Annotated in this window: 17 protein-coding genes; 8 read left to right on the top strand and 9 right to left on the bottom strand. The window is 73.0% G+C overall.

Features of this window, described 5'->3' with window-relative positions:
* Nucleotides 1–155: 155 nt before the first annotated feature.
* Complete coding sequence (locus tag IE94_RS0103585; protein WP_030145890.1) at nucleotides 156–563, bottom strand: MGMT family protein; 408 nt, start codon at nucleotides 561–563, stop codon at nucleotides 156–158.
* Between the two features lie 185 nt (nucleotides 564–748).
* On the opposite strand from IE94_RS0103585, the gene IE94_RS0103580 reads away from it, so the two are divergent.
* From IE94_RS0103580 to IE94_RS0103570, 3 genes are all read left to right on the top strand, one after another.
* On the top strand, nucleotides 749–3,547 hold the full coding sequence (locus IE94_RS0103580) for a lysylphosphatidylglycerol synthase transmembrane domain-containing protein (RefSeq protein WP_030145889.1): 2,799 nt from the start codon (nucleotides 749–751) through the stop codon (nucleotides 3,545–3,547).
* Nucleotides 3,548–3,626: 79 nt separating this feature from the next.
* Nucleotides 3,627–5,177: an alpha/beta hydrolase gene (locus IE94_RS0103575; RefSeq protein WP_030145888.1), complete on the top strand. Its 1,551-nt coding sequence runs from the start codon at nucleotides 3,627–3,629 to the stop codon at nucleotides 5,175–5,177.
* 141 nt (nucleotides 5,178–5,318) lie between these two features.
* A complete protein-coding gene (locus tag IE94_RS0103570; protein ID WP_030145887.1) occupies nucleotides 5,319–6,860 on the top strand; it encodes an alpha/beta hydrolase in 1,542 nt (513 codons plus the stop codon).
* A gap of 71 nt (nucleotides 6,861–6,931) precedes the next feature.
* Here the strand turns inward: IE94_RS0103570 and moeZ are convergent, their stop codons facing one another.
* The 7 genes from moeZ to IE94_RS0103535 all read right to left on the bottom strand — a co-directional run bounded on the left by moeZ (nucleotide 6,932) and on the right by IE94_RS0103535 (nucleotide 16,306).
* A complete protein-coding gene (gene moeZ / locus IE94_RS0103565; protein ID WP_030145886.1) occupies nucleotides 6,932–8,110 on the bottom strand; it encodes an adenylyltransferase/sulfurtransferase MoeZ in 1,179 nt (392 codons plus the stop codon).
* Between the two features lie 63 nt (nucleotides 8,111–8,173).
* A complete protein-coding gene (locus IE94_RS0103560) occupies nucleotides 8,174–8,923 on the bottom strand; it encodes a spherulation-specific family 4 protein (RefSeq protein WP_030145885.1) in 750 nt (249 codons plus the stop codon).
* The gene (locus tag IE94_RS0103555) at nucleotides 8,911–9,969 is read right to left on the bottom strand and encodes an SDR family oxidoreductase (protein WP_030145884.1); all 1,059 of its coding nucleotides are present in this window, start codon (nucleotides 9,967–9,969) and stop codon (nucleotides 8,911–8,913) included. The genes IE94_RS0103560 and IE94_RS0103555 overlap by 13 nt, the downstream gene beginning before the upstream one ends.
* A 111-nt stretch (nucleotides 9,970–10,080) precedes the next feature.
* A complete protein-coding gene (locus IE94_RS35175) occupies nucleotides 10,081–11,595 on the bottom strand; it encodes a hypothetical protein (RefSeq protein ID WP_245235161.1) in 1,515 nt (504 codons plus the stop codon).
* Nucleotides 11,592–13,343, bottom strand: coding sequence for a DUF3492 domain-containing protein (locus tag IE94_RS0103545; RefSeq protein WP_030145882.1), 1,752 nt, complete (start codon nucleotides 13,341–13,343; stop codon nucleotides 11,592–11,594). Before IE94_RS0103545 ends, IE94_RS35175 begins: the two co-directional genes overlap by 4 nt.
* Nucleotides 13,344–13,559: 216 nt before the next feature.
* Nucleotides 13,560–15,248: a DUF3152 domain-containing protein gene (locus IE94_RS0103540; RefSeq protein ID WP_030145881.1), complete on the bottom strand. Its 1,689-nt coding sequence runs from the start codon at nucleotides 15,246–15,248 to the stop codon at nucleotides 13,560–13,562.
* An 8-nt stretch (nucleotides 15,249–15,256) separates the two neighbouring features.
* A complete protein-coding gene (locus IE94_RS0103535; RefSeq protein WP_030145880.1) occupies nucleotides 15,257–16,306 on the bottom strand; it encodes an alpha/beta fold hydrolase in 1,050 nt (349 codons plus the stop codon).
* 318 nt (nucleotides 16,307–16,624) lie between these two features.
* On the opposite strand from IE94_RS0103535, the gene IE94_RS0103530 reads away from it, so the two are divergent.
* From IE94_RS0103530 to IE94_RS0103515, 4 genes are all read left to right on the top strand, one after another.
* Nucleotides 16,625–16,852, top strand: coding sequence for a hypothetical protein (locus IE94_RS0103530; protein WP_030145879.1), 228 nt, complete (start codon nucleotides 16,625–16,627; stop codon nucleotides 16,850–16,852).
* A 235-nt stretch (nucleotides 16,853–17,087) separates the two neighbouring features.
* Nucleotides 17,088–17,729, top strand: a complete 642-nt coding sequence (locus IE94_RS0103525; protein ID WP_003973808.1) for a TetR/AcrR family transcriptional regulator — start codon at nucleotides 17,088–17,090, stop codon at nucleotides 17,727–17,729.
* Nucleotides 17,730–17,871: 142 nt separating this feature from the next.
* Complete coding sequence (locus IE94_RS0103520) at nucleotides 17,872–18,099, top strand: DUF3107 domain-containing protein (RefSeq protein WP_030145878.1); 228 nt, start codon at nucleotides 17,872–17,874, stop codon at nucleotides 18,097–18,099.
* Between the two features lie 228 nt (nucleotides 18,100–18,327).
* On the top strand, nucleotides 18,328–18,597 hold the full coding sequence (locus IE94_RS0103515) for a hypothetical protein (RefSeq protein WP_030145877.1): 270 nt from the start codon (nucleotides 18,328–18,330) through the stop codon (nucleotides 18,595–18,597).
* 55 nt (nucleotides 18,598–18,652) lie between these two features.
* Here the strand turns inward: IE94_RS0103515 and IE94_RS0103510 are convergent, their stop codons facing one another.
* A complete protein-coding gene (locus tag IE94_RS0103510; RefSeq protein ID WP_030145876.1) occupies nucleotides 18,653–19,435 on the bottom strand; it encodes a ferritin-like domain-containing protein in 783 nt (260 codons plus the stop codon).
* 493 nt (nucleotides 19,436–19,928) lie between these two features.
* On the opposite strand from IE94_RS0103510, the gene IE94_RS0103505 reads away from it, so the two are divergent.
* A complete protein-coding gene (locus IE94_RS0103505; RefSeq protein WP_030145875.1) occupies nucleotides 19,929–22,508 on the top strand; it encodes a DEAD/DEAH box helicase in 2,580 nt (859 codons plus the stop codon).
* Nucleotides 22,509–22,566: the final 58 nt, after the last annotated feature.

Raw genomic sequence — 22,566 nt, 5'->3', positions numbered from 1 at the left:
CGGAAGCAGCGCTTCCCCTTCTTCCCTCGGGTCACTCATGGCACGAACGCCCCCTGCCCCACGAACGTACGTCATGCCACGGACATGCCCGAAGCGCCCGGTTTACCTCGTACGGATCACATGTCACACATCGGTCGGTCGCATGGCGGAAGCTGTCAGGTGTGACCCTGTGCGCGTCCGTCGTGCTCCTGCGAGCGTCCACCGCCGTCCCACCGCGCCCGCTTCAGGTCGAGGCGCGGCAGGTGCCCCTCGGCGGCCCTGCTCGCCTCCTTCAGGGGCGTGCCCTCCTCCCGGTAGCGGTCGAGGGCCTCCAGCTCGTGTCCCGCGAGCAGGACCCCGTCCGCGCGGACGACACGCCACCAGGGAACGCCTCCCCCGTAGAGGGACATCACCCTGCCGACCTGGCGGGGTCCCCCCTCCTCCAGGTACTCGGCCACGTCCCCGTACGTCATGACGCGGCCCGGCGGGATCACCTCGGTCACGTCGAGGACCCGCTCGGCGTACTCGGGCAGCGCGTCCGCGTGTTCCGGACGCTCCCCGTCCGGAAGGCTCTGCTCGCTCATCCGCCCCATCCTGCCGTACCCCGCCGACAACGCGACGCACTCCCGAGGGCCCGCGTCCCTCGCCCGCGAGCGGCGCTTCGGGCAGACTGTGCGGCCCGCACGGGCACCCTGATGCCTGCCGAGTCCGGCGCGGCATGCCACCATCGTGCGGGCGGTGACCAGTGATACGAGAGCAAGAAGAGGCGATGGAGCAGCAGGGTGTGCACCCCGAGGACGCCGAGGGCACCTCTGACGCTTCCGCGCGCGCGTCCGACGCCGCCCCGCGCGCGGGCACCACGGACGCGGGCGACGGGGAGAGCGGCGAGCGGGTGACCGAGGGCCCCTCGGCGACGGCCGCCGACCCCGACGACGTGGCGCACATCGACGAGGTCGAGGGCGACGAACCGTTGCTCCCCGCGCGCGTGCACCGTCCCTCCGACCTGGTGCGCCTCCTGGTGGGCGTACTCGCCGTCGCCGTGCTCCTGGCCATCGCCGCCTTCGCGCACGGCACCACCTCGGGCCTCGAACAGGACATCAACAAGGGCACCGGTCAGGCTCCCGACCTGCTCATCAAGATCGCGGGGCTGGCCTCCAGCATCGCGATCCTCCTGGTGCCCGTCGCGTTCGCGATCGAGCGGCTGATCAAACGGGACGGGCTGCGGATCGCCGACGGCGTGCTGGCGGCGGTCCTGGCGCACGGTGTGACCCTCGCCACCGACCTGTGGGTCGCCAAGGCCGCTCCCGGCTCCATCCAGGAGGCGCTCACCCAGCCGTCGCCGGGTGACATACACGCGCTGACCGATCCCGTGCACGGCTACCTCGCCCCGGTCATCGCGTACATGACGGCCGTCGGCATGTCCCGCAGACCCCGCTGGCGCGCGGTGCTGTGGGTCGTGCTGCTCCTCGACGCCTTCTCGATGCTCGTCACCGGTTACACGACGCCGTTCTCGATCATCCTGACCGTCCTCATCGGCTGGACCGTCGCCTACGGCACCCTGTACGCCGTCGGCTCCCCGAACGTGCGGCCCACTGGCCGGACGCTGATGGCCGGCCTGCGGCACGTCGGCTTCCGCCCGGTGACCGCCGCCCGGCAGGAAGCGCCGTCCGACAGTGTCGAGACCGGTGACCGCGGGCGCCGCTATTTCGTCACGCTGGAGGACGGCCGGCCGCTCGACGTGACGGTGGTGGACCGCGAGCAGCAGGCACAGGGCTTCTTCTACCGCGCGTGGCGCAACCTGACGCTGCGCGGCTTCGCCACCCGCAGCAGCCTGCCCTCCCTGCGCCAGGCGCTGGAGCAGGAGGCGCTGCTCGCCTACGCGGCGATCGCGGCCGGCGCCAACGCCCCCAAGCTGATCGCGACCTCGGAGCTGGGCCCCGACGCCGTGATGCTCGTCTACGAGCACACCGGCGGGCGCTCGCTGGACTCGCTGGCGGACGACGAGATCACCGACGGCCTGCTGCGTGAGACCTGGGAGCAGGTGCGGGCGCTGCAGTCCCGGCGCATCGCGCACCGCAGGCTGGTGGGCGACGCGATCCTGGTGGATCGTTCCGGCGCGGTGATCCTCACCGACCTGCGTATCGGCGAGATCGCCGCCGGAGACCTGCTGCTGCGCATGGACATCTCCCAGCTCCTGGTGACGCTCGGCCTGCGGGTCGGTGCCGAACGCGCGGTCGCCTCGGCGGTGGGTGTCCTCGGTCCCGACGCGGTGGCGGACTGTCTGCCCATGCTCCAGCCCATCGCGCTCAGCCGTTCCACCCGCGCGACCCTGCGCAGGCTGGCGCGGGAACGGGCGCAGCGCGAGCGCGAGGCCGTGCTGGAGTCCTCCCGGCAGGCCAAGCTGGCCCGCGCGGAGGCGGCTGCCGGCGACACCGCGAGCTCCGCGGCCGAGCAGACCGACACGTCACCCCAGGCAGACAAACCGGACAAGAAGGCCGTACGTGCCGAGCAGCGGGCCGAGAAGAGGGCCGTGGACGAGGCCATCGAGGAGGCGCGCGAGGAGGACCTGCTCACCCAGATCCGCCACGCGGTGCTGCGCATCAGGCCGCAGGCCCCCGTCGAGCCGGCCCGGCTGGAGCGGGTGCGGCCGCGCACCCTGATCAGCTTCATCGCCGGTGCGATCGGCGCCTACTTCCTGCTGACGCAGCTCACCCACATCGAGTTCGGTCCCCTGATCTCGAACGCCCAGTGGGGCTGGGTGGCCGCGGCCGTGGTGTTCTCGGCCGCGAGCTACGTCGCCGCGGCCATGTCCCTGCTGGGTTTCGTGCCCGAGAGGGTGCCGTTCCTGCGTACCGTGGCCGCGCAGGTCGCCGGATCGTTCGTGAAGATCGTCGCCCCCGCCGCGGTCGGCGGCGTCGCCCTGAACACCCGCTTCCTGCAACGCGCGGGCGTGCGCCCCGGGCTCGCGGTGGCGAGTGTCGGCGCGTCCCAGCTGTTCGGGCTCGGCTGCCACATCCTGATGCTGCTGTCCTTCGGCTACCTGACCGGCACCGAGAAGACGCCGTCCCTGTCGCCGTCCCGCACGGTCATCGCCGGTCTGCTGACGGTCGCGGTCCTGGTGCTCGTGGTGACATCGGTGCCGTTCCTGCGCAAGTTCGTCGTCACGCGCGTGCGGTCGCTCTTTGCCGGGGTCGTGCCGCGCATGCTGGACGTGCTGCAGCGGCCGCAGAAGCTGATCACCGGCATCGGCGGCATGCTGCTGCTCACGGCCTGTTTCGTGATGTGCCTGGACGCCTCGATCCGCGCCTTCGGCGACGACTCCTCGTCGATCAGTCTGGCGAGCGTCGCGGTCGTCTTCCTCGCGGGCAACGCCCTGGGGTCGGCCGCGCCGACGCCGGGCGGTGTGGGCGCGGTGGAGGCGACGCTGACGGTCGGTCTGATCGCCGTCGGCCTTCCCAAGGAGGTCGCCGCGCCCGCGGTGCTCCTCTACCGGCTGCTCACCCTGTGGCTGCCGGTACTGCCGGGCTGGCTGGTCTTCAACCACCTCACGCGCAAGGAGGCGCTGTGACCGGCCCCGGAGGGGCGCCCCGTCCCCCGTACGGCCCTGGCCCCGAGCACGTGCTCTCCCTCGACCGCACGATGGACGCATGCCGAATCCCACCCGGCTGCGCGCCGCCGCCCTGACCGCCACCGCACTCGTGCTGTCCGTCCTGCTGGCGGGCTGCGGCGGCGGGTCGCAGGAGGACGACGAGGACCTGACGGCCCAGAAACTGGACTGGAAGGACTGCCCGGCACCGTCCGAGGCCGAGGGAGGTGGCGCGGCGCCCTCCCCGCTGCCGGACGGCGACCAGTGGCAGTGCGCCACCATGAAGGCCCCCCTCGACTGGGGCGACCCCAAGGGCGACACGATCGGCCTCGCGCTGATTCGCGCCCGGGCCAGCGGCGCTGCGGACCGGCGGATCGGCTCGCTCGTCTTCAACTTCGGCGGGCCGGGCGGCTCGGGCGTCACCACGCTGCCCGCCTTCGGCCAGGACTACGCGAAACTGCGCACCCGCTACGACCTGGTCAGCTTCGATCCGCGCGGCGTCGGACGCAGCGACCCGGTGGAGTGCCTGGACGACAAACAGCTCGACGCCTATTTCCAGCAGGACGCCACCCCCGACGACCAGGCCGAGCGCACCGAGCTGGTGGACAACACGCAGGAGTTCAACGCGGCCTGCGAGAAGCACTCGAAGAAGATCCTTCCGCAGGTGCGCACGACCGACGCCGCCCGCGACATGGATCTGATGCGCCAGGTACTCGGCGACGAGAAGCTGCACTACTTCGGCATCTCCTACGGCACCGAACTCGGCGGCGTCTACGCCCACCTCTTCCCCGAGCACGTGGGACGGGCCGTCTTCGACGCGGTGGTCGACCCGACGCAGACCGCGGAACAGAGCTCTCTGGGCCAGGCCAAGGGGTTCCAGCTGGCGCTCGACAACTTCGCCGAGGACTGTGTGTCGAAGACCGAGGACTGCCCCGTCGGGGACACGGCCGAGGACGTCAAGGCGCGCATCGCCCGGCTGCTGAAGCAGCTCGACCGCAAACCGATCCCCGGCGTCTTCCCCCGCGAACTCACGGAGACCGCCGCGACCGGCGGCATCGCCCAGGCGCTGTACTCGAAGGACTTCTGGGAGTACCTCACCGAGGGCCTGCAACAGGCCTACGACGGGGACGGGCGGGTCCTCATGGTGCTGTCGGACGCGTTGAACGGGCGCAACGAGGACGGCGAGTACAGCAACATCACTGCGGCGAACGTCGCCATCAACTGCGCCGACGACAAACCCCGGTACGACTCCGCGTACGTGCAGGGCAAGCTGCCCGAGTTCCGGGACGCCTCCGAGGTGTTCGGCGACTACCTCGCCTGGTCCATGCTCAGCTGCACCGACTGGCCGGTCGCCGGAGCCGCGGACCACCCGGACGTCAGCGCCCCGGGGGCACCCCCGATCCTGGTGATCGGCAACACCGGCGACCCCGCGACGCCCTACGAGGGCGCCGGGAGGATGGTGGACGCGCTCGGCAAGGGCGTCGGCGTGGAGCTGACCTACAAGGGCCAGGGGCACGGTGCCTACGACAGCAAGAACCGGTGCGTGCAGGACGCCGTGCACGGCTATCTGCTCGACGGCAGGGTGCCGGCGGCCAAAACCGTGTGCTCCTGATCGGGGACGGCACGACGGGTCGGGCGAACCGGCAGGTCAGAGCGTTATCCACAGGCGTCGGCAGGCGCTGCCCGCGCCACCTACCATGGCAGGAACGCCATCCGCCGCACGGCGCGGACGGCTTGCCAGGGGGGAGAGGACATGGCGCGTCTCGTCCGGTGGACGGCTCTGACGGCCGCCGCCGCACTGCTGACAGCGGGGTGCGGCGGCGGCTCGTCCGACAAGGACAAGGACGACGGGGGCAGGAGCAGCGCGGCGCCTTCGGCGACGGCCCCGTCCGGAGTGCCGGAAGAGCTGGCGTCCCAGACGCTGGACTGGGCCCGTTGCAAGGGCACCGCCGACGCCCCGGCTCCGGACGGCGACTGGCGATGCGCCACGCTCAAGGCACCGCTGGACTGGTCCGACCCGGACGGCGAGACGATCGACCTCGCGCTGATCCGGTCCCGGGCCAGCGGGGACGACCGCATCGGCTCCCTGCTGTTCAACTTCGGCGGCCCCGGCGGTTCCGGCGTCTCCACGATGCCGTCCTACGCCGACACCGTCTCCTCCTTGCACGAGCGGTACGACCTGGTGAGCTGGGACCCGCGAGGGGTGGCCGCCAGCGAGGGCGTCCGCTGCCGCACCGACGAGGCGATCGAGGCCGCCGAGTCGGTGGACTCCACGCCGGACACCCCGGCCGAGGAGCAGGCCTACCTGAAGGACGCCGCGGACTTCGGCAAGGGCTGCCAGAAGGCCGCCGGCAAGCTCATGGAGCACGTCTCGACCACGGACACCGCTCGCGACATGGACCTGATGCGGCACGTCCTGGGCGACGAGAAGATGCACTACTTCGGCATCTCCTACGGCACCGAACTCGGCGGCGTCTACGCCCACCTGTTCCCCCAGCACGTGGGACGCGTGATCCTGGACGCCGTGGTCGACCCGGGTGCCGACACGATGGGCCACGCCGAGAACCAGGCCAGGGGCTTCCAGCGCGCGCTGGACGACTACCTGAAGTCGACCGGCCAGGATCCCGCGGAGGGGTCCCGGAAGATCGCCGACCTGCTGGAGCGCCTGGACGCGGAGCCGCTGCCGACCTCGTCGTCGGGACGCAAGCTGACGCAGACCCTCGCGCTGACCGGGATCGTGCTGCCGCTGTACAGCGAGAGCGGCTGGCCGTCCCTGACCAGTGCGCTGGAGGCGGCCGAGGAGGGCGACGGCTCGGAGCTGCTGGCGCTCGCCGACGGCTACAACGAGCGTGACCCCTCGGGGCGCTACGGCACGACGACCCACTCGCAACGGGTCATATCGTGCCTGGACGACAAGCAGCGGCCGACCGCGGAGGAGACGAAGAAGCTGCTGCCGAGGTTCGAGAAGGTCTCGCCCGTCTTCGGCGCGTTCCTCGGCTGGGACACCGCCGGATGGTGCCACGACTGGCCGGTGGCCGGTCAGCACGAGACGCCGGAGGTGAGCGCACCCGGCGCGGCCCCGATCCTGGTCGTCGGCAACACGGGCGACCCGGCCACGCCCTACGAGGGCGCCCGCAGAATGGCGGACGAGCTGGGCAAGGACGTCGGCGTGGTGCTGACCTGGAAGGGCGAGGGACACGGCGCGTACGGGAGCGGGAGCGACTGTGTCGACTCCGCGGTGGACGCCTACCTGTTGAAGGGGACGGTACCGAAGGACGGCAAGGTCTGCTCATGACGGCGGCGGGGGCTTCGAGCACCCACGGTGCGCGAAACCCCCGCCGTCCGGGAAGCGGGTCCGGGGACCGGTCAGTAGACGGGCTTCTCCGGCTCGATCTGGTTGACCCAGCCGATCACGCCGCCGCCGACGTGGACGGCGTCCGAGAAGCCGGCGGACTTGAGGACCGCGAGGACTTCCGCACTGCGGACACCCGTCTTGCAGTTCAAGACGATCTTCTTGTCCTGCGGAAGGCTCTCCAGGGCCGAGCCCATGAGGAACTCGTTCTTCGGGATCAGCCGGGCGCCCGGGATGGAGACGATCTCGAACTCGTTCGGCTCGCGGACGTCGATGAGTTCGATGTTCTCGCCGTCGTCGATCCACTCCTTGAGCTGCTTGGGAGTGATCGTGGAGTCGGCTGCCGCCGCCTGGGCCTCCTCGGACACGACGCCGCAGAAGGCCTCGTAGTCGATGAGCTCGGTGACGGTCGGGTTCTCGCCGCAGACCGCGCAGTTCGGGTCCTTGCGGACCCTGACCTGGCGGTACGTCATCTCCAGGGCGTCGTAGATCATCAGGCGGCCGACCAGCGGCTCGCCGATGCCCGCGAGGAGCTTGATGGCCTCGTTGGTCTGGATGGAGCCGATGGACGCGCACAGCACGCCCAGCACGCCGCCCTCGGCGCAGGAGGGGACCATGCCGGGGGGCGGGGGCTCCGGGTAGAGGCAGCGGTAGCAGGGACCGTGCTCGGACCAGAAGACGGAGGCCTGGCCGTCGAAGCGGTAGATCGAGCCCCAGACGTAGGGCTTGTTCAGCAGCACGCAGGCATCGTTGACCAGGTAGCGGGTCGCGAAGTTGTCCGTACCGTCGACGATCAGGTCGTACTGGCTGAAGATGTCCATCACGTTGTCGGCCTCGAGCCGCTCCTGGTGAAGGACCACGTCCACGTACGGGTTGATGCCCTTGACCGTGTCACGGGCGGACTCGGCCTTGGGCCGGCCGATGTCGGCCTGGCTGTGGATGATCTGCCGCTGCAGGTTCGACTCGTCGACCTCGTCGAACTCGATGATGCCGAGCGTGCCGACACCGGCTGCCGCCAGGTACATCAGGGTCGGCGAGCCGAGGCCGCCCGCGCCCACGGCGAGCACCTTGGCGTTCTTCAGCCGCTTCTGCCCGTCCATCCCCACGTCGGGGATGATCAGGTGGCGGGAGTACCTGCGGACCTCGTCTACGGTGAGCTCGGCGGCCGGCTCGACCAGGGGTGGCAGCGACACGGGGACTCCGTTGGTCGGTCAGTGATTACGGTTGTTCTGCAAGTAACACTGCCACGGCCTTTTTCATTCCGAGACACCCGTCCCGACTCGCGAGACGATTTCGTCCCAGTAGCCGGGCATCGTCTCCCAGGTGTCGGCTCGGCCACCGCCGTCCGTGCGGTCGGTGAAGCAGATCGTCGCGGCTCCCTGCCACCGGGCGATGCGCAGCGCTTCCTCCATGTGCCCGCGCGGCAGGCCGTGCACGAAGTGGCAGAAACGCTCGGGCGGATAGTCCGCGCTCCACTCGGCCGCCTGGGACCACCGGTAGTCGGCCCAGGTGCCCGAAAAGGTGACGAGCTGGTCGGCGTTCTCGGCGTAGCCGGGGCAGGGATGGGTGCCGTGGCCGAGGACGATGTGGGCAGCGTCACGGATCGTCCGGAGGGTGGTGACCGTGCGGCGGACCTCGGGGAGGGCGGCCCGGTCGGACGGGCAACGGGCGAGGAGGAATCCGTCGACCTGGTACCAGTCGAGGTACCGGTGGGCGTCGGAGATCTGCTCGCCGAAGCCCCGGGCGCCGTACGCGGTGTCGAGGTGGCCGAGGACGCGGACGCCGGCGTTGCGCAGGCGCCCGGCGGCCTCCAGGCACCGCGGATCCGGGTGCGCCCCGGGACCGTCGTCGATGTTGAGGACGACCCAGTGCAGCGGGGTGCCCGGCCGGGTGAGAGCGGCCCACTCGTCGGGAGCGACGAGTGGGTGGGCCAGCCCCGGGACACCGAGACCGGTGCGGACGCCGGTGCTCGCGACGCCTGCCCTGGCGCTGGTCAGATACGACATGCCGCCTCCATCCAGATGTCGGCGAGGGACTCTTCGAGGGCGATCCGGGGCCGCCAGCCGAGCCGGTCGCGTGCGGTGCGCACGTCGGCCTGCTGCCAGCTGCCGCAGCCGTCGGGGTACGGGTGGGGGGCCGGTGCCGGGTGCTCGGAGTCGGCGCGCTCGCCCCGGCTTGCGAGGGGGTCCGGGCGGTGATGGCCGAGGGCGTCGGTCCGGTGGTGACCGAGGGCGTCGACGCGGTGGCCGACGGACTCCGTACGGGGGTGGCCGATGGTGGGCCGCAGCGCGCCCGGAGGGCCGTCGAGTTCGTGCAGGGAGCCGCCGTACCCGGCGACCCGGGCGAGGGTGGCGGCGGCGTCGCGCAGCCGGACGGCGCGGCCGGAGCCGATGTTGATGACGCCCTGGGCGGCGGAGAGCGAGGCGGCGTGCACCGCGCGGGCGACGTCACGGACGTCGATGAAGTCCCGCTGGGCGCCGAGACCGCCGAGCCGCAGCTCGCCGTCGCCGGACTGCATCGCCCGGCGCATCGCCTCGGCGAGCCGGCCCAGCGGGGAACCGGCGGGCGTGCCGGGCCCCGCGGGCGAGAAGACCCGCAGGACGACGGCGTCAAGACCGGAGCCGAGGACGAGTTCGGTCGCGGCGAGTTTGCTGACGCCGTAGGGGCCGCCGGGGCGGGGCACGGCGTCCTCCGCGGTCGAGGAGCCGGGCTGGCTGGGGCCGTACTCGGCGCTGCAGCCGACCTGCACCAGGCGGGCGCCGCAGCCGCTGCGGCGCAGGGCTTCGCAGACGGTGGCGACGGCGACGGTGTTGTGCCGGGTGAGTTCGCGGGCGCCGCCCCGGGTGGCGCCCGCGCAGTTGACGACCACTCCGGGATGGACCGCGTCGAGGAAGCGGGTGAGGGCGCCGGGGCTTCCGGTGGCGAGGTCGAAGCGGACGTCGGCGTCGTCGCCCCGGCCGAGGGCGGTGAGCTGGACGGCGGGGTCGGCGAGCAGACGGTCGGCGACGAAGCGGCCGATGTAGCCGTTGGCTCCGATCAGCAGGACTCTCATCGGGCGGCTCCCGGTGCCGAGGCGTCGGGTCGGGAGGTGGTCATCTGGGGGCTCCTTCAAGGGTGATGCGAGGGTGTTGGGGGGCGTGCGAAGGGCTGTCCGGGCGCGCGCTCACCGCGTTCGTCCCGTCGAGGCGTGGGCCGACGCCCTGGTCAGGCGGCGACACGCGTGGACCAGGAGGGCCAGGGCGCCGAGGCCGCAGACGGCCGTCGGGACACCGGCCGGGCCCCAGACGGCGATCAGGGCCTCCACGGGGGCGGCCAGGAAGCCGCAGCCGGGGAGGCGGCCGGCGAAGAGCGTGGCCGCCGCGACCGCCTCCGCGGCGGCCGCGGCGGAGAGGACGAGCGTGGGGGCGTGGGCGTGTCCGTGCACGATGAGCAGCCGGGCAAGCAGCAGCAGGGCCCCGAGGCCGAGGCCCTCGGAGAGCCCGGCGGGCTCTCCGAGTACGGCGCCGGTCAGCGCGAGCAGACCCGCGAGGGCCCCCAGGTACAGGGCGAACGCCCCGACCAGCAGGGGGCGTACGGCGGCGGAGAAGTCGGCCAGGCCCCGGCTGGACGTCAGCTTGCCGCGGGCGCCCGCGGCGAAGAGGTGGGCGCACCCGGCCGCGGGGGCGTAGGACAGCGCGAGCGCCAGGACGGGGACGACGGTGACGGGCCAGGGACCGTCGGCGGTGCCGTCGGGCAGACCGTCGGGACCACCGCTGACGGCGGCGTTCAGGAGTCCGTCGCCGAGGAGGGCGTAGCCGACGAGCCAGCAGGTCCAGGTGCTGGTGGTGCGCGTGGCGGCGCTCAGCGGCCCGCGCCGCAATGCCGCCCCCAGGGCCAGGGACACCGCGAGGACGCCGACGACGGCCACGATCAGGCGCGGTCGGCCCTCGGTCAGGCGCAGTCCGGCCGCGGCGGCGGCGCACAGCGCACCGGGCAACAGGGCGAGCACCACCCCGGCGGCGCGTGGTCCGCGCGGCCGGGGGGCAGGCGTGTCCTCGGCGGGCGCAGAGGTGTCGCGGTCGCGCGGGACACGGGCGTACATCTCCTCCGCGAGGGAGAACACGTCACGGTGACGGAAGCGCGCGGCGGTCCGGTCGGTGACACCGTGTGCCTCCAGGCCCGCCGCGATCTCCAGTGGGTCTACGGCGCGTTCGCACAGTTCGCGGTGCCGGTGCAGCAACCCCTTCACGGGGTCCGCGGCGGAACGGCGTACGGCGGACGCGGACGGTGACTGCCTGCTGCCGTCGCGCGCCTCCCCGACGGCGACACCCACTGCCCGACCCGCACCTTCACGACTGGCACCTTCACGTCTGGCACCTTCACATCTGGCACCTTCACATCTGGCACCTTCACGACCCGCACCTGGACGATCCGCGCCTTCACGACTCGCATCGGGACGACCGGCCGCCTCTCCACGAGGCCGCACGCCCTCCTCCGGGCTCCGGCCCTCCACCGGGCCCCCGAACGCCAACGGGCGCCCACCGCCCCCCTCACCCTCCCGCGCGTCGAGGGCCGCATCGGCGCCGCCGGCCCCGCCAATACCGTCGGCCCCGTCGGCCAGGGAGGACCGTGAGCGTTCGTCCCAGGCGCCCGGGCTGCGCGGGGTCTCGGGCCGGTCCAGTTCACCGAGGCCGCTCATCGGACCGCCCCCTCGCCCGCCGAAACGGACGTGCTCGCCCGGACCGGATGGGTCTCCGTCGCCCAACCGGGGCTGCTCCGGGCCGTTCCGGGACCTCCCCTGGCCACGACACGGGCCGTCGGGTGGCTCCAGCGACCGGGGACGTGGGCCTCGGCGGGGACGCCGAAGGGCAGAGGTGCGCCGGTGTCGTCGAGAAGGACGCGGCGTGCCGGTGCGCGCGAGAGGATCTCCAGGTAAATGCCGTGAAATGCCGCGATGTTCTGCTCGACGGTGAACAGCTCCAGTGCCCGGGCGCGGGCGGCGGCGCCCAGCCGGTCGCGACGCTCCGGATCGCGCAGCAGCGCGACGCATGCCTCGGCGAGCGCCCGCGGATTGCGCGGGGGCACGACGAGCCCGGTGCCGCCGATGGCCTCCACCACCGCGCCGACGTCCGTGGACACCGTCGCGCGGCCGCAGAACATGGCCTCGACGAGCCCGGCCGGGAAGCCTTCGACGACGCTGGAGAGCACCACCAGGGCGCCCGAGGCGTACGCGTCGGCGCGGGAGGGGAGCTCGGGACCGCCGGTCTCCTCGAAGGAGACCGGGTTTCGGCCGACGGAGTGCGGACCGTCGGCCTCGTCGGGGAACAGCTGCGCGGCCAGCGCCTTGCAGTGGGCCAGGTAGGCGGCGCCCTCGGGGCCCGAGGGCGCTCCGACGATCCTGAGCCGCGAGCCGGGCTCCGCCCTGCGGATCTCGGCGAAGGCGTGCAGCAGCGAGACCAGGTCCTTGGCCGGCTCGACACGGCCGACCCAGACGATGGTCTGCGGGTCGGCGCACTCAGGGGACTCCCCCGCCTCGGCGAACGGGGCCGCGTCCATGCCGGGGTGGACCGTGCGCAGCTTGGCGCGGTCGGCGCCACAGCGCTCCTGCCAGCGCCGGGCGTGCGTGTTGCCGGGGGTGATCACGGCCGCGCGCCGGTAGGTCTCGGCGGCCAGCCGGCCGTGGAAGGCGGCGAGCAGCGACCGTATCGCGGGCGAGGAATCGGGTTCCGTCAGGTAGTGCGTCCGCAGCCGCACGCCGTACTCGGTCACCAGCAGCGGCACGTCGCAGAAGTGCCGGGCGAGCAGGCCCGGAAGGGCGGCCGTACCGCCGGAGGCCGCGTGGCACAGGTCCACCGAGCCGAGGTCGTCGTCCTCGTACCAGTCGAGGGACAGGGGGCGCAGGGCGCGCTCCAGGCGCGCGGCGACGGTCAGCAGATCGGGGACCCGCGCCTCGCGCGCGGAGCGGTGGGCGCCGGGCGCGCGACAGGCGCGTTCCAGAGCGCGTACGGCGGTCTCCGAGCGGAGTGCGCCGGGCAGTCCGCCTTCGTCGCGGGCGAGGTCGGCAAGGCCGTACAGCGCACTGGCGAAACGGTCCGCCTCAAGGGCCGACTGCCCTTCAGGCTCTCCCTCCGGCCCCCCGGAGGCCATCCCGGGGCCCCCGGCGCACAGGGCCGTGGCCAACTCGCCGTAGCACTCGGCGAAGCGCCGGCGCGCGCGCCGTCCGTGGACGATTCCGTCGTCCACGGATTCCCACAGCGGGGCGGTGCGCACCCGGCCGACCTGCGGCGGCAGCGGGACCCAGCCCGCGGCCTCCTCGCGCTCGCTCCGGCTGAGCGCGTAGATGTCGAACTCGTGCCGCTCCAGGCCGCGTACGAGCCGGTCGCACCAGAGTCCGGCCTCACCGCTCACATACGGATAGCCACCCTCCGTAAGCAGTCCGATGCGCACGCGCGCACCCCCGATCTCCCGTTTGGGGAGCCGCCGTTGGCCCGGCGGCTCGCAGCGGGAAGAACGTATGCGGACAAGGAGGTGGCGCGATGGACGGTTGTCCATCGCGCCACCAAAAGGGGTGAACGGTCGTAACTTTCCCGTGCGAGGCGCGTTCGGTCGCGCTAAGGGATCAAGGAGTCACTGTGCGTGGCGCCCTGACCCGGGCCTGCCCGGTCAGCCGTTCGGATACGCCCAGGCGTTGGGGCGGCAGTCGATTCCGTCGTGGTCGACGAACTTGGTCTGCTGCTGCATGACCGGTGCGAGTTCGCCGTCCTTGTCGCAGGAGACGTGGTTGTAGCCGATGCGGTGACCGACCTCGTGGTTGATCAGCATCTGCCGGTACGCGTGGATCGCGTCACCGTACGGCGCCGCCCCCTGGGCCCAGCGGTAGGCGTTGATCATCACCCGCTGGGTGGCGGCCGAGTCGCAGGACACGTTGTCCTCGGTGGTGTCCAGGCCGGACTTGGCACACCACTCGGCGGTGGTGCCGGGGCTGGCCAGGGTGATGACGAAGTCGGGCTGCCCGGATTCGATGCGCTCGAAGCTGCGGGCGCCGTTGTGGGCCCAGCTCCGGTCGTCGTTGAGCGTCTTCTGCACGGCCTCGGCGAAGAGCGCGCCGTCGAGGCCGAGCCCCTGCTCGACGTCCACGCGGTAGGTGTACTTCTGCCCCCTCCCGGGCCCCTTGGCGATGCCCGGGACCGCGTCGAACTTCCCCGAGGCCTTGAGGGTGGCGCCGAGCGGATAGGTCCTGCCCATCTTCTGCTCGTACGTCAGCGGCTTCGCGGCCTGGGACACGGAGGGCGTCGGGCGGGTGTCGTCCCGTGACGCCGGGTCGTGGGCGCCCCGGGCCTGGTCGGTGGCGGACTGTGCGCGCGTGTCGCCCCCGTTTGCACCGTCGGCGACCTGACCGGCCACGATTACGGCCAGCACGGTGGTGACGGCGGCCGCCGCGATGCCGGTGAAGGCCCGGCCCTTGGCGCCCTTGACCGGTGCGGGTTCGCCCGTCGGCGGTTGGTCGTCGGCGTCCGCACCCGCGCCGCCGGAAAGGCCACCGTCCCCGGCGCCTCCGGCACCGCCTCCGTCGACGGCGCTCCAGTCGGTGACGGAGGCGTACGGGTCGGCGGGCCGCGACGCACCGGGAGCGCGCCGCGGGGAGCGGGCCGCGAAGACGTCGTCGTCCGCCCCGAAGGCGTCCAGGTAGTCCTGCCGCGGCCTCTGCGCCGGCGCCTGCCGCTGCCTCGGGAAGGTCGAGGGCGGCCCGGACGGCGACGACGGGGCCAAGGACGCCCAAGACGCGGGGGCCCCGGTACGCGGTCCAGCCGTCGGACCAGTCGGACCAGTCGGCCCAGCCGGACCAGTCGGCCCAGCCGGACCCGTCGACCCCGCCGGCCCGTGCCCGGCGCCGGGCCGCCCGCCCAACTCGCCCCAGCCCCCGCCGGGTTCCCGCTGCTCGGGATGGCCACCCCGGACCCGCGGCACACCGTGCGCCGGGGTGCCGTCGGGATACCTGGGAACGCCGTTGGCCGGGGTGCCGTCGGGGAACCTCGGCACGCCCCGCGCGGGCGTGCCGTCCGCCGCCCGGGGGAAGCCGTGGGCCGGCGTGCCGTCCGGGAACCGAGCGCCCGGGCCACGACCCGGTCCGGGGCCGGGGCCCGCGTGCCCCTGACGGAGGCCCGGGGTGTCGCCCGGCACCGCCTCGCGGGGCGTCCCGTCGGCCCCCTGCGGCCGGTACGGGCCCTGCGGTTCCCGCGGCGGCCCGCTCGTCCGGCGCGGGTCGGGCAGCCCGGACCGGTTGTCGGGTGTTGCGGCGGCGTCCGCGGCATCTGCCTTGGGGGCGGGCCCGCGGCGGCTGTGGCGTCCCACGTCGCGCCTCAGCCTCCTGTGGTCTGGTTGGCGGGCTCGCTGTCCGCGGCCCCGTCGGTGCTCTCGCCACTCGCCGACTTCCCGGTGTCCACCGTGTCCGCCGAGTCCGCCGTGTCGGCGAGGAGTTCACGGAACGCCGTGGCCACGGTCTCCGGGTACTCCATCATCGCCACGTGTCCCGCGTCCGGCAGGGTCAGCAGCCGGGAGTCGCGGAAGGCGCGCGCGGCCCGCTGGGCCATGCGGTAGCCGACGAGTTGGTCCCGTCCACCGTAGACCAGGAGCGTGGGTGCGAGAACCCGCTCGGCCTGTCGCCACAGCGCGTGCTGGCCGCCGAGCGTGTACGCGTTGACGATTCCCCGTGCGGAGCGCGCCATCGCGTCCCAGAAGTACGGCAGTTGCAGCCGCCGCTCCATCTCCTCGACGGCATTGCGGAAGCCCTCCTCGCTCACCCTCCCGGGGTCGCCGTAGCAGAGCGCGGTTATGCCGCGCACCCGCTGCTCCGCCGTCCACTCCTGGGTGAGCCTGCTGAACAGCGACACCATCCCCGGCAGCGCCAGCAGTCCCGTCGGTACGGCGGAGCGCTGCACGCGGATTTCCGGCAGCGCGGGCGACACGAGGGTCAGCGTCCGCACCAGGTCGGGGCGCGCCGCGGCGACGCGGGTGACGACGGCGCCGCCGAGCGAGTTCCCGAACAGGTGCACCGGACCGCGCCCGGACGCGTCGAGGTAGCGCAGGACCGCGCGCGCGTGGCCGGTGATCGAGTAGTCGCCGTCGTCCGGCGGCGGGGACTCGCCGAAGCCGGGCAGGTCGACGGCCTCGCTGTGGACGACGCCGTCCAGCAGCGGCATGAGCGCCGACCAGTTCTGCGAGGAGCCGCCGAGGCCGTGGACGTAGAGGGCGGGCGGCAGTCCTTCGCGGGCGGGCCGCCTCGACCGCACCGTCAGGGTGATGCCGGGGAGGTGGACCGACCTGAGCTGCTCCCCGTCCGCGTCCTTGACGGCCGCGACCTTCGGCAGCACGTTGGCGGGCGGCACGGACGGCGGCTCGGTCGAAGGCATGCGGCAATGTTACGAGACGATCACGCGGTGGCTCATGTGTTCGCCGTCACAAGCGGTGCTGCGGCGGCACGTCGACGGGGTACGGATGCCGTCGGCGCCCGCCCCCGGCGCCAGGACCTGCCCGCAGTACCGGAGACGGGGGGGGCGGGACGCGGGGGCACGACACGGAGGACCGCACACGCAGGACCCCGCACCCAGGACCGGGACCGGCGACGCATGGCGTCCGGATCGGGTGTCTCCTACGCTCGTGAAGTGGGCACCCGCGTGTGAGCCCTGCATCCCGGGGACGTCCGCAGGAAAGTGGAAAGGGAGCCCAGCATGACCGTCGACCCGACCGACCCCGAGACCTTCGAGGACGAGGCACAGGCACCGGATCCGGAGGACCGCGACGTGGAGGCGCCCGACGCCGACGCCGCCGAGCAGCGGGCGGACCTCGGGCAGGAGCGCGACGAACCGCTGACCGGCGTCGAGCCGGACCGCGCCAACGAGGCCGACCTGGCCGAGCAGGCCCGGGTCGTCTCGCACGACGAGGACGACTACCGCTGAACGGCGGGGACCGTCGAACGGCGGAGACGCGACGCGCCACCAGGCGGCGGAGCGGATCCACCGCCCGGAAGGGAGGCCGATTTTTGCCCGGTCCAAGCCCTTTTGAAACCTGTTGTGCAGCTTTCGCCACCGTCCGGTCCGTGAAATTCTGCGCTCGCAGCACACACACCACGGTTACCGAAAAGTACGATGTCGACGCGGCGCACACCGCACGAGGACGACTATGGGAGGCGGCGTGACAGCCATCGAGCAGACAGAGGCGGTACGCCCGCGGGGCACACGCCTTCCCCGCCGAGCCCGACGCAACCAGCTGCTGGGCGCCGCACAGGAAGTGTTCGTGGCCCAGGGCTACCACGCGGCCGCGATGGACGACATCGCCGAGCGCGCCGGTGTCAGCAAGCCGGTGCTGTACCAGCACTTCCCGGGCAAGCTCGACCTGTACCTCGCCCTGCTGGACCAGCACTGCGAGGCGCTGATCCAGTCCGTGCGCAGCGCGCTCGCGTCGACCTCGGACAACAAGCAGCGCGTCCGGGCGACGATGGACGCCTACTTCGCCTACGTCGAGGACGACGGCGGCGCCTTCCGCCTGGTCTTCGAGTCGGACCTGACCAACGAGCCCGCCGTGCGCGAGCGCGTGGACAAGGTGACGAACGAGTGCGCTGAGGCGATCTGCGACGTCATCGCCGAGGACACGGGCCTCTCGCGCGCGGAGTCGATGCTGCTGGCCTCCGGCCTGGGCGGCCTCGCGCAGGTGGTGGCGCGCTCCTGGCTGCACAGCGACCGCAGTGTGCCCCGCGACCAGGCGGTCCAGCTGCTGACCTCGCTGGCCTGGCGCGGCATCGCCGGCTTCCCGTTGCACGGCATCGAGCAGCACTGACCGCCGCGGCGCGGGTCGTGTTCCCGCCGGCTGTTCGCTCCTGGCGTTCTCCGGCGCAGCGTGTACGTCCCCTCACCGGGCTAATGTGTGCTGGTACGGCGCGGAAGATCGCGCACTTACTGACCGTCGGAGGGACATAGCCGTGGAGGTCAAGATCGGCGTGCAGCACGCGCCCCGCGAGATCGTTCTGGAGAGCGGTCAGAGCGCCGAGGAGGTCGAGCGCGTGGTGGGCGAGGCACTGGCCGGCAAGTCGCAGCTGCTGAGCCTCGTGGACGAACACGGCCGCAAGGTCCTGGTGCCGGCCGACCGGCTCGCCTACATCGAGATCGGTGAGCCGACTCCGCGCAAGGTGGGCTTCGGCGCGCTGTAGCCGGCGGACGCGGGACTGCGAACGAGGTACGGGTGGGGCCCGGCGGTGACACACCGCCGGGCCCCACCCGTGTGCCCGGTTCCGTTCCTACTTCCCTGCCGCTCCCCTCCCGCCCCGTTCACGGGCGGAGCACGGTTCACCCACAGGGGGAGGATTGCGTTCCGCAGGTCAGGGGTAAGTCGGCTGTGACCGTTTGGGGCAGGCCGGCCGCGTGGGAGGGACCCCGACATGATCTTGGAAGCGCTCTGCGCCGCACTCCTCGGCCTCGCCCTCGCATGGGCCGCCGCGCACCGTCTGCCCCACCGCCTGCCCGCCCCGCTCCTGGTCCTGCCGACCGGCGTCGCCGGGGCCCTGTTCGGGGCGTTCGTCACGCACACGGCGCTGGGCGCCGGGGGGTTCGTGCTGGTGCTGCTGGGGGCGGCGACGCTCTCCGCGGCCTCGCTGTCGCTGCTGCTGCGCCCCGCGGGACGCCTGCGGCGCAGCTCGGCGGCCGCCTGAGAGGCAGCCGCCAGAGAGGCAGCCGCCCATCGCGACGGGGCAGCGTCGAGGCGGGTCAGGCGGCCAGCCCCAGCGCGGCCATCCGCTTGGTGTGCGCCTCGGTGATCCGGGAGAACATCTTGCCGACCTCGGCCAGGTCGAAGCCGTCGGCGACCCCGCCCACGAGCATCGTCGACAGCGCGTCCCGGTCGGCCACCACCCGCTGGGACTGCGAGAGCGCCTCGCCCATGAGCCGTCGCGCCCACAGGGCGAGCCGCCCGCCCACGCGCGGGTCGGCGTCGATCGCGGCGCGCACCTTCTCCACGGCGAAGCCGGCGTGCCCGGTGTCGTCGAGCACGGCCAGGACCAGCTCGCGGGTGTCCGTGTCCAGACGGGCGGCGACCTCGCGGTAGAAGTCGCTGGCGATGGAGTCGCCGACGTAGGCCTTGACGAGGCCCTCCAGCCAGTCCGAGGGGTCCGTCTGCCGGTGGAAGCCGTCGTAGGCGGCCACGAAGGGCTCCATGGCGCCCGTGGGCTCCTCGCCGATCTCGGCCAGCCGGTCGCGCAGCCGCTCGAAGTGGTGGAACTCCGCCGAGGCCATCTTCGCCAGCTCCGCCTTGTCCGCCAGCGTGGGCGCCAGCTTGGCGTCCTCCGCGAGCCGCTCGAACGCCGCCAGCTCGCCGTACGCGAGCGCGCCGAGCAGGTCCACGACCGCGGCACGGTACTGCGGGTCGGACGCGGCCGTCGCCCAGTCGCGGGCGGCGACCGGCGTGGCTCCGGCGGTACCCGCGGTTTCGGCGATCTCGGCGGTCTCGGCGGGGGCGTCTGCGGCGGTGCCAGGCTTGTCAGAGCTCGTCATGCAGCGCACAATAGCCCGCTCTTCGGCGGTGGTAAGTCCCTGGTCAGTCAGTGTGACGACGACTACGTGAGCAAATCGGCCATCGCGTGTGCGCGATTCCGGGGTATGGTGGTAATGCGCCTGCCGAGTATGTGACGTACGGGTACGTGACATCGTCGTCGGGCCGCACGCATGAGGATGCCCGGTCGGTGGCCCGATCGGCTCCGACCCGACAGCCCTCCCTGCCGTACGCCATGCTGCGTACGGAATCCGGAGGGGGACCCTCAGTGGTACGAGCGCTGGAGCGTCGACAGAGGTCCCGTGTCCTACGGCTCACCCGTAAGGGCAGCCGACGTCCCCGACACGGTCCGGCACGACCCGCGCGCTCGCCTCGCACCACGCACACAGAAGAGGCAGCACCCTGACTACGACGTTCCGATCCCTCGGGATCCTCCCCGAGACCGCCGAAGCCCTCGAAGCCGTCGGCATCACCGCTCCCTTCCCCATCCAGGAGATGACGCTCCCCGTAGCCCTGTCGGGCAAGGACGTCATCGGCCAGGCCAAGACCGGCACCGGCAAGACGCTGGGCTTCGGTCTCCCGCTCCTCGAGCGCGTCACCGTCCCCGCCGACGTCGAGGCGGGCCGCGAGGCCCCCGAGGCCCTGACCGACGCCCCGCAGGCCCTCGTCGTCGTCCCGACGCGCGAGCTGTGCCAGCAGGTCACCAACGACCTCCTGACCGCCGGCAAGGTCCGCAATGTGCGTGTCCTCGCGATCTACGGCGGTCGCGCCTACGAGCCGCAGGTGGAGGCGCTGAAGAAGGGCGTCGACGTGGTCGTCGGCACCCCGGGCCGCCTGCTGGACCTCGCGGGCCAGAAGAAGCTGAGCCTGAAGCACGTCAAGAGCCTGGTCCTGGACGAGGCCGACGAGATGCTCGACCTGGGCTTCCTGCCCGACGTCGAGAAGATCATCAACATGCTTCCGGCCAGGCGCCAGACCATGCTGTTCTCGGCGACGATGCCGGGCGCGGTCATCGGTCTGGCCCGCCGTTACATGTCGCAGCCCACGCACATCTCCGCCACCTCGCCGGACGACGCCGGCGCGACGGTCGCGAACACCAAGCAGTTCGTCTACCGCGCGCACAACATGGACAAGCCCGAGATGGTGGCCCGCATACTGCAGGCCGACGGCCGCGGTCTGGCCATGGTCTTCTGCCGTACCAAGCGCACCGCGGCCGACCTGGCCGACCAGCTCAAGCAGCGCGGTTTCGCCTCCGGCGCGGTCCACGGCGATCTCGGCCAGGGCGCCCGCGAGCAGGCCCTGCGCGCCTTCCGCAACGGCAAGGTGGACGTCCTCGTCTGCACCGACGTCGCCGCCCGCGGCATCGACGTCGAGGGCGTGACGCACGTCATCAACTACCAGTCGCCGGAGGAGGAGAAGACCTACCTGCACCGCATCGGCCGCACCGGCCGCGCGGGCGCGAAGGGTACGGCGATCACGCTGGTCGACTGGGACGACATCCCGCGCTGGCAGCTGATCAACAAGGCGCTGGACCTGGGCTTCAGCGACCCGGCGGAGACCTACTCCACCTCCCCGCACTTCTACACCGACCTCGGTATCCCCGAGGGCACCAAGGGCGTCCTGCCGCGTTCGGAGCGCACCCGCGCCGGGCTCGACGCGGAGGAGCTGGAGGACCTGGGCGAGCCGGGCGGTCGTGGTGGCCGCGGGCGCGGCGACCGGGGTGGCCGTGGTGGCCGCGACGACTCGCACACCGCCGACCGCGACCGTTCGTCCCGTACGACGCCGCGTCGCCGCCGTCGGATGCGCGGCGGTGCGCCGGTGGACGCGGAGACCTCCGCGGCACCCGCGGCCGAGGCCGTGACCGGCGCCGCCGAGAGCACCGCCGTCGCGGGCACCGACGCCGCCCAGGGTCCCCGCACGCTGCGCCGCCGGCGCCGTACGCGCAACGGTGAGCCCTCGCGCCGCCCGGAGACCGCCGCGACGCCCGACACCCCGGTGGCGCGAGCCGCCGAGGCCGCGCTCGCGCCGTCCGAGGACGCGGTCGTCGAAACGGCTGAGGCCACCGAGGTCGTGGAGACCCCGGCGAAGCCGCGCCGCCGCCGCACCCGCAAGTCGGCCGAGGCCACCCCGGCCGCCTCGCCGGAGGCCGCTGCGACGGTCACCGACACGACGGTCGTGGAGACCCCGGCGGCCGTGGCGGGCCCGACGGTCGTCGAGGCACCCGCTGCCGAGGCACCCGCCGAGAAGCCGCGCCGCCGGACCCGCAAGGCCACGGCCGCCGAGGCCGCGCTCGACACGGCCGAGGGCACGACCGAGGCCGCGTCCGAAACGGCCGAGTCCAAGCCGCGCCGCCGTACGCGCAAGGCCGCCGTCGCCGACGCCGAGGCCGCGCAGGCCCCGGAGGCCGCGGAGGCCAAGCCGCGCCGCACCCGGAAGACGGCCGCCGCCAAGGCAGAGGCCGCCGTCGACAGCGCCGAGGCCGCGGAGGCGAAGCCGAAGACCCGCCGCACCCGCAAGGCCGCCGAACCGGCCGAGGGCACCGAGGCCGTGGCCGGCATCCCGGCGCAGCCCGCGCAGGCCCCGGAGGCGGCCGAGGCCAAGCCGCGCCGCACCCGGAAGACGGCCGCCGCCAAGGCGGAGACCGCCGTCGACACCGCCGAGGCCGCGGAGGCGAAGCCGAAGACCCGCCGCACCCGCAAGGCCGCCGAACCGGCCGTACAGGCTCCGCAGGAGCAGGAGGCGCCCGCTCCGGAGGCGGCCGAGGCCAAGCCCCGCCGTACTCGGAAGACGGCCGCCGCCAAGGCGGAGACCGCCGTCGACACCGCCGAGGCGGCGGAGGCGAAGCCGAAGACCCGCCGGACCCGGAAGACGGCCGCGGCCCCCGAGGCCACCGCCGAGATTCCGGCCCAGGCCTCGCCGGAGCCGGAGGCCGCACCGCGGCGCCGGACCCGTAAGGCCGCGGCCACCGTCGACACAGCCGAGGCGGCGGAGACGGCGGAGACGAAGCCCAAGGCCCGCCGCACCCGGAAGACGGCCGCGGCCACCACGCAGCCCGTGGAGGTCGGCGAGAGCTGATCCGCGCCGCTCGTCCCAGACCGTCGGCCCGGTCCCGCGATCCACACGCGGGGCCGGG

This window comes from Streptomyces violaceorubidus (assembly GCF_000717995.1).
GTDB lineage: Bacteria > Actinomycetota > Actinomycetes > Streptomycetales > Streptomycetaceae > Streptomyces > Streptomyces violaceorubidus.
This window is presented reverse-complemented; position numbering and strand designations above follow the sequence as displayed.

Excerpts from the sequence above, each read along its gene's own strand:
- IE94_RS0103585 (WP_030145890.1), bottom strand. The coding sequence starts at position 563 with ATGAGCGAGCAGAGCCTTCCGGACGGGGAGCGTCCGGAACACGCGGAC.
- IE94_RS0103580 (WP_030145889.1), top strand. The coding sequence starts at position 749 with ATGGAGCAGCAGGGTGTGCACCCCGAGGACGCCGAGGGCACCTCTGAC.
- IE94_RS0103575 (WP_030145888.1), top strand. The coding sequence starts at position 3,627 with ATGCCGAATCCCACCCGGCTGCGCGCCGCCGCCCTGACCGCCACCGCA.
- IE94_RS0103570 (WP_030145887.1), top strand. The coding sequence starts at position 5,319 with ATGGCGCGTCTCGTCCGGTGGACGGCTCTGACGGCCGCCGCCGCACTG.
- IE94_RS0103560 (WP_030145885.1), bottom strand. The coding sequence starts at position 8,923 with ATGTCGTATCTGACCAGCGCCAGGGCAGGCGTCGCGAGCACCGGCGTC.
- IE94_RS0103555 (WP_030145884.1), bottom strand. The coding sequence starts at position 9,969 with ATGAGAGTCCTGCTGATCGGAGCCAACGGCTACATCGGCCGCTTCGTC.
- IE94_RS35175 (WP_245235161.1), bottom strand. The coding sequence starts at position 11,595 with ATGAGCGGCCTCGGTGAACTGGACCGGCCCGAGACCCCGCGCAGCCCG.
- IE94_RS0103535 (WP_030145880.1), bottom strand. The coding sequence starts at position 16,306 with ATGCCTTCGACCGAGCCGCCGTCCGTGCCGCCCGCCAACGTGCTGCCG.
- IE94_RS0103530 (WP_030145879.1), top strand. The coding sequence starts at position 16,625 with ATGACCGTCGACCCGACCGACCCCGAGACCTTCGAGGACGAGGCACAG.
- IE94_RS0103515 (WP_030145877.1), top strand. The coding sequence starts at position 18,328 with ATGATCTTGGAAGCGCTCTGCGCCGCACTCCTCGGCCTCGCCCTCGCA.
- IE94_RS0103510 (WP_030145876.1), bottom strand. The coding sequence starts at position 19,435 with ATGACGAGCTCTGACAAGCCTGGCACCGCCGCAGACGCCCCCGCCGAG.
- IE94_RS0103505 (WP_030145875.1), top strand. The coding sequence starts at position 19,929 with ATGACGCTCCCCGTAGCCCTGTCGGGCAAGGACGTCATCGGCCAGGCC.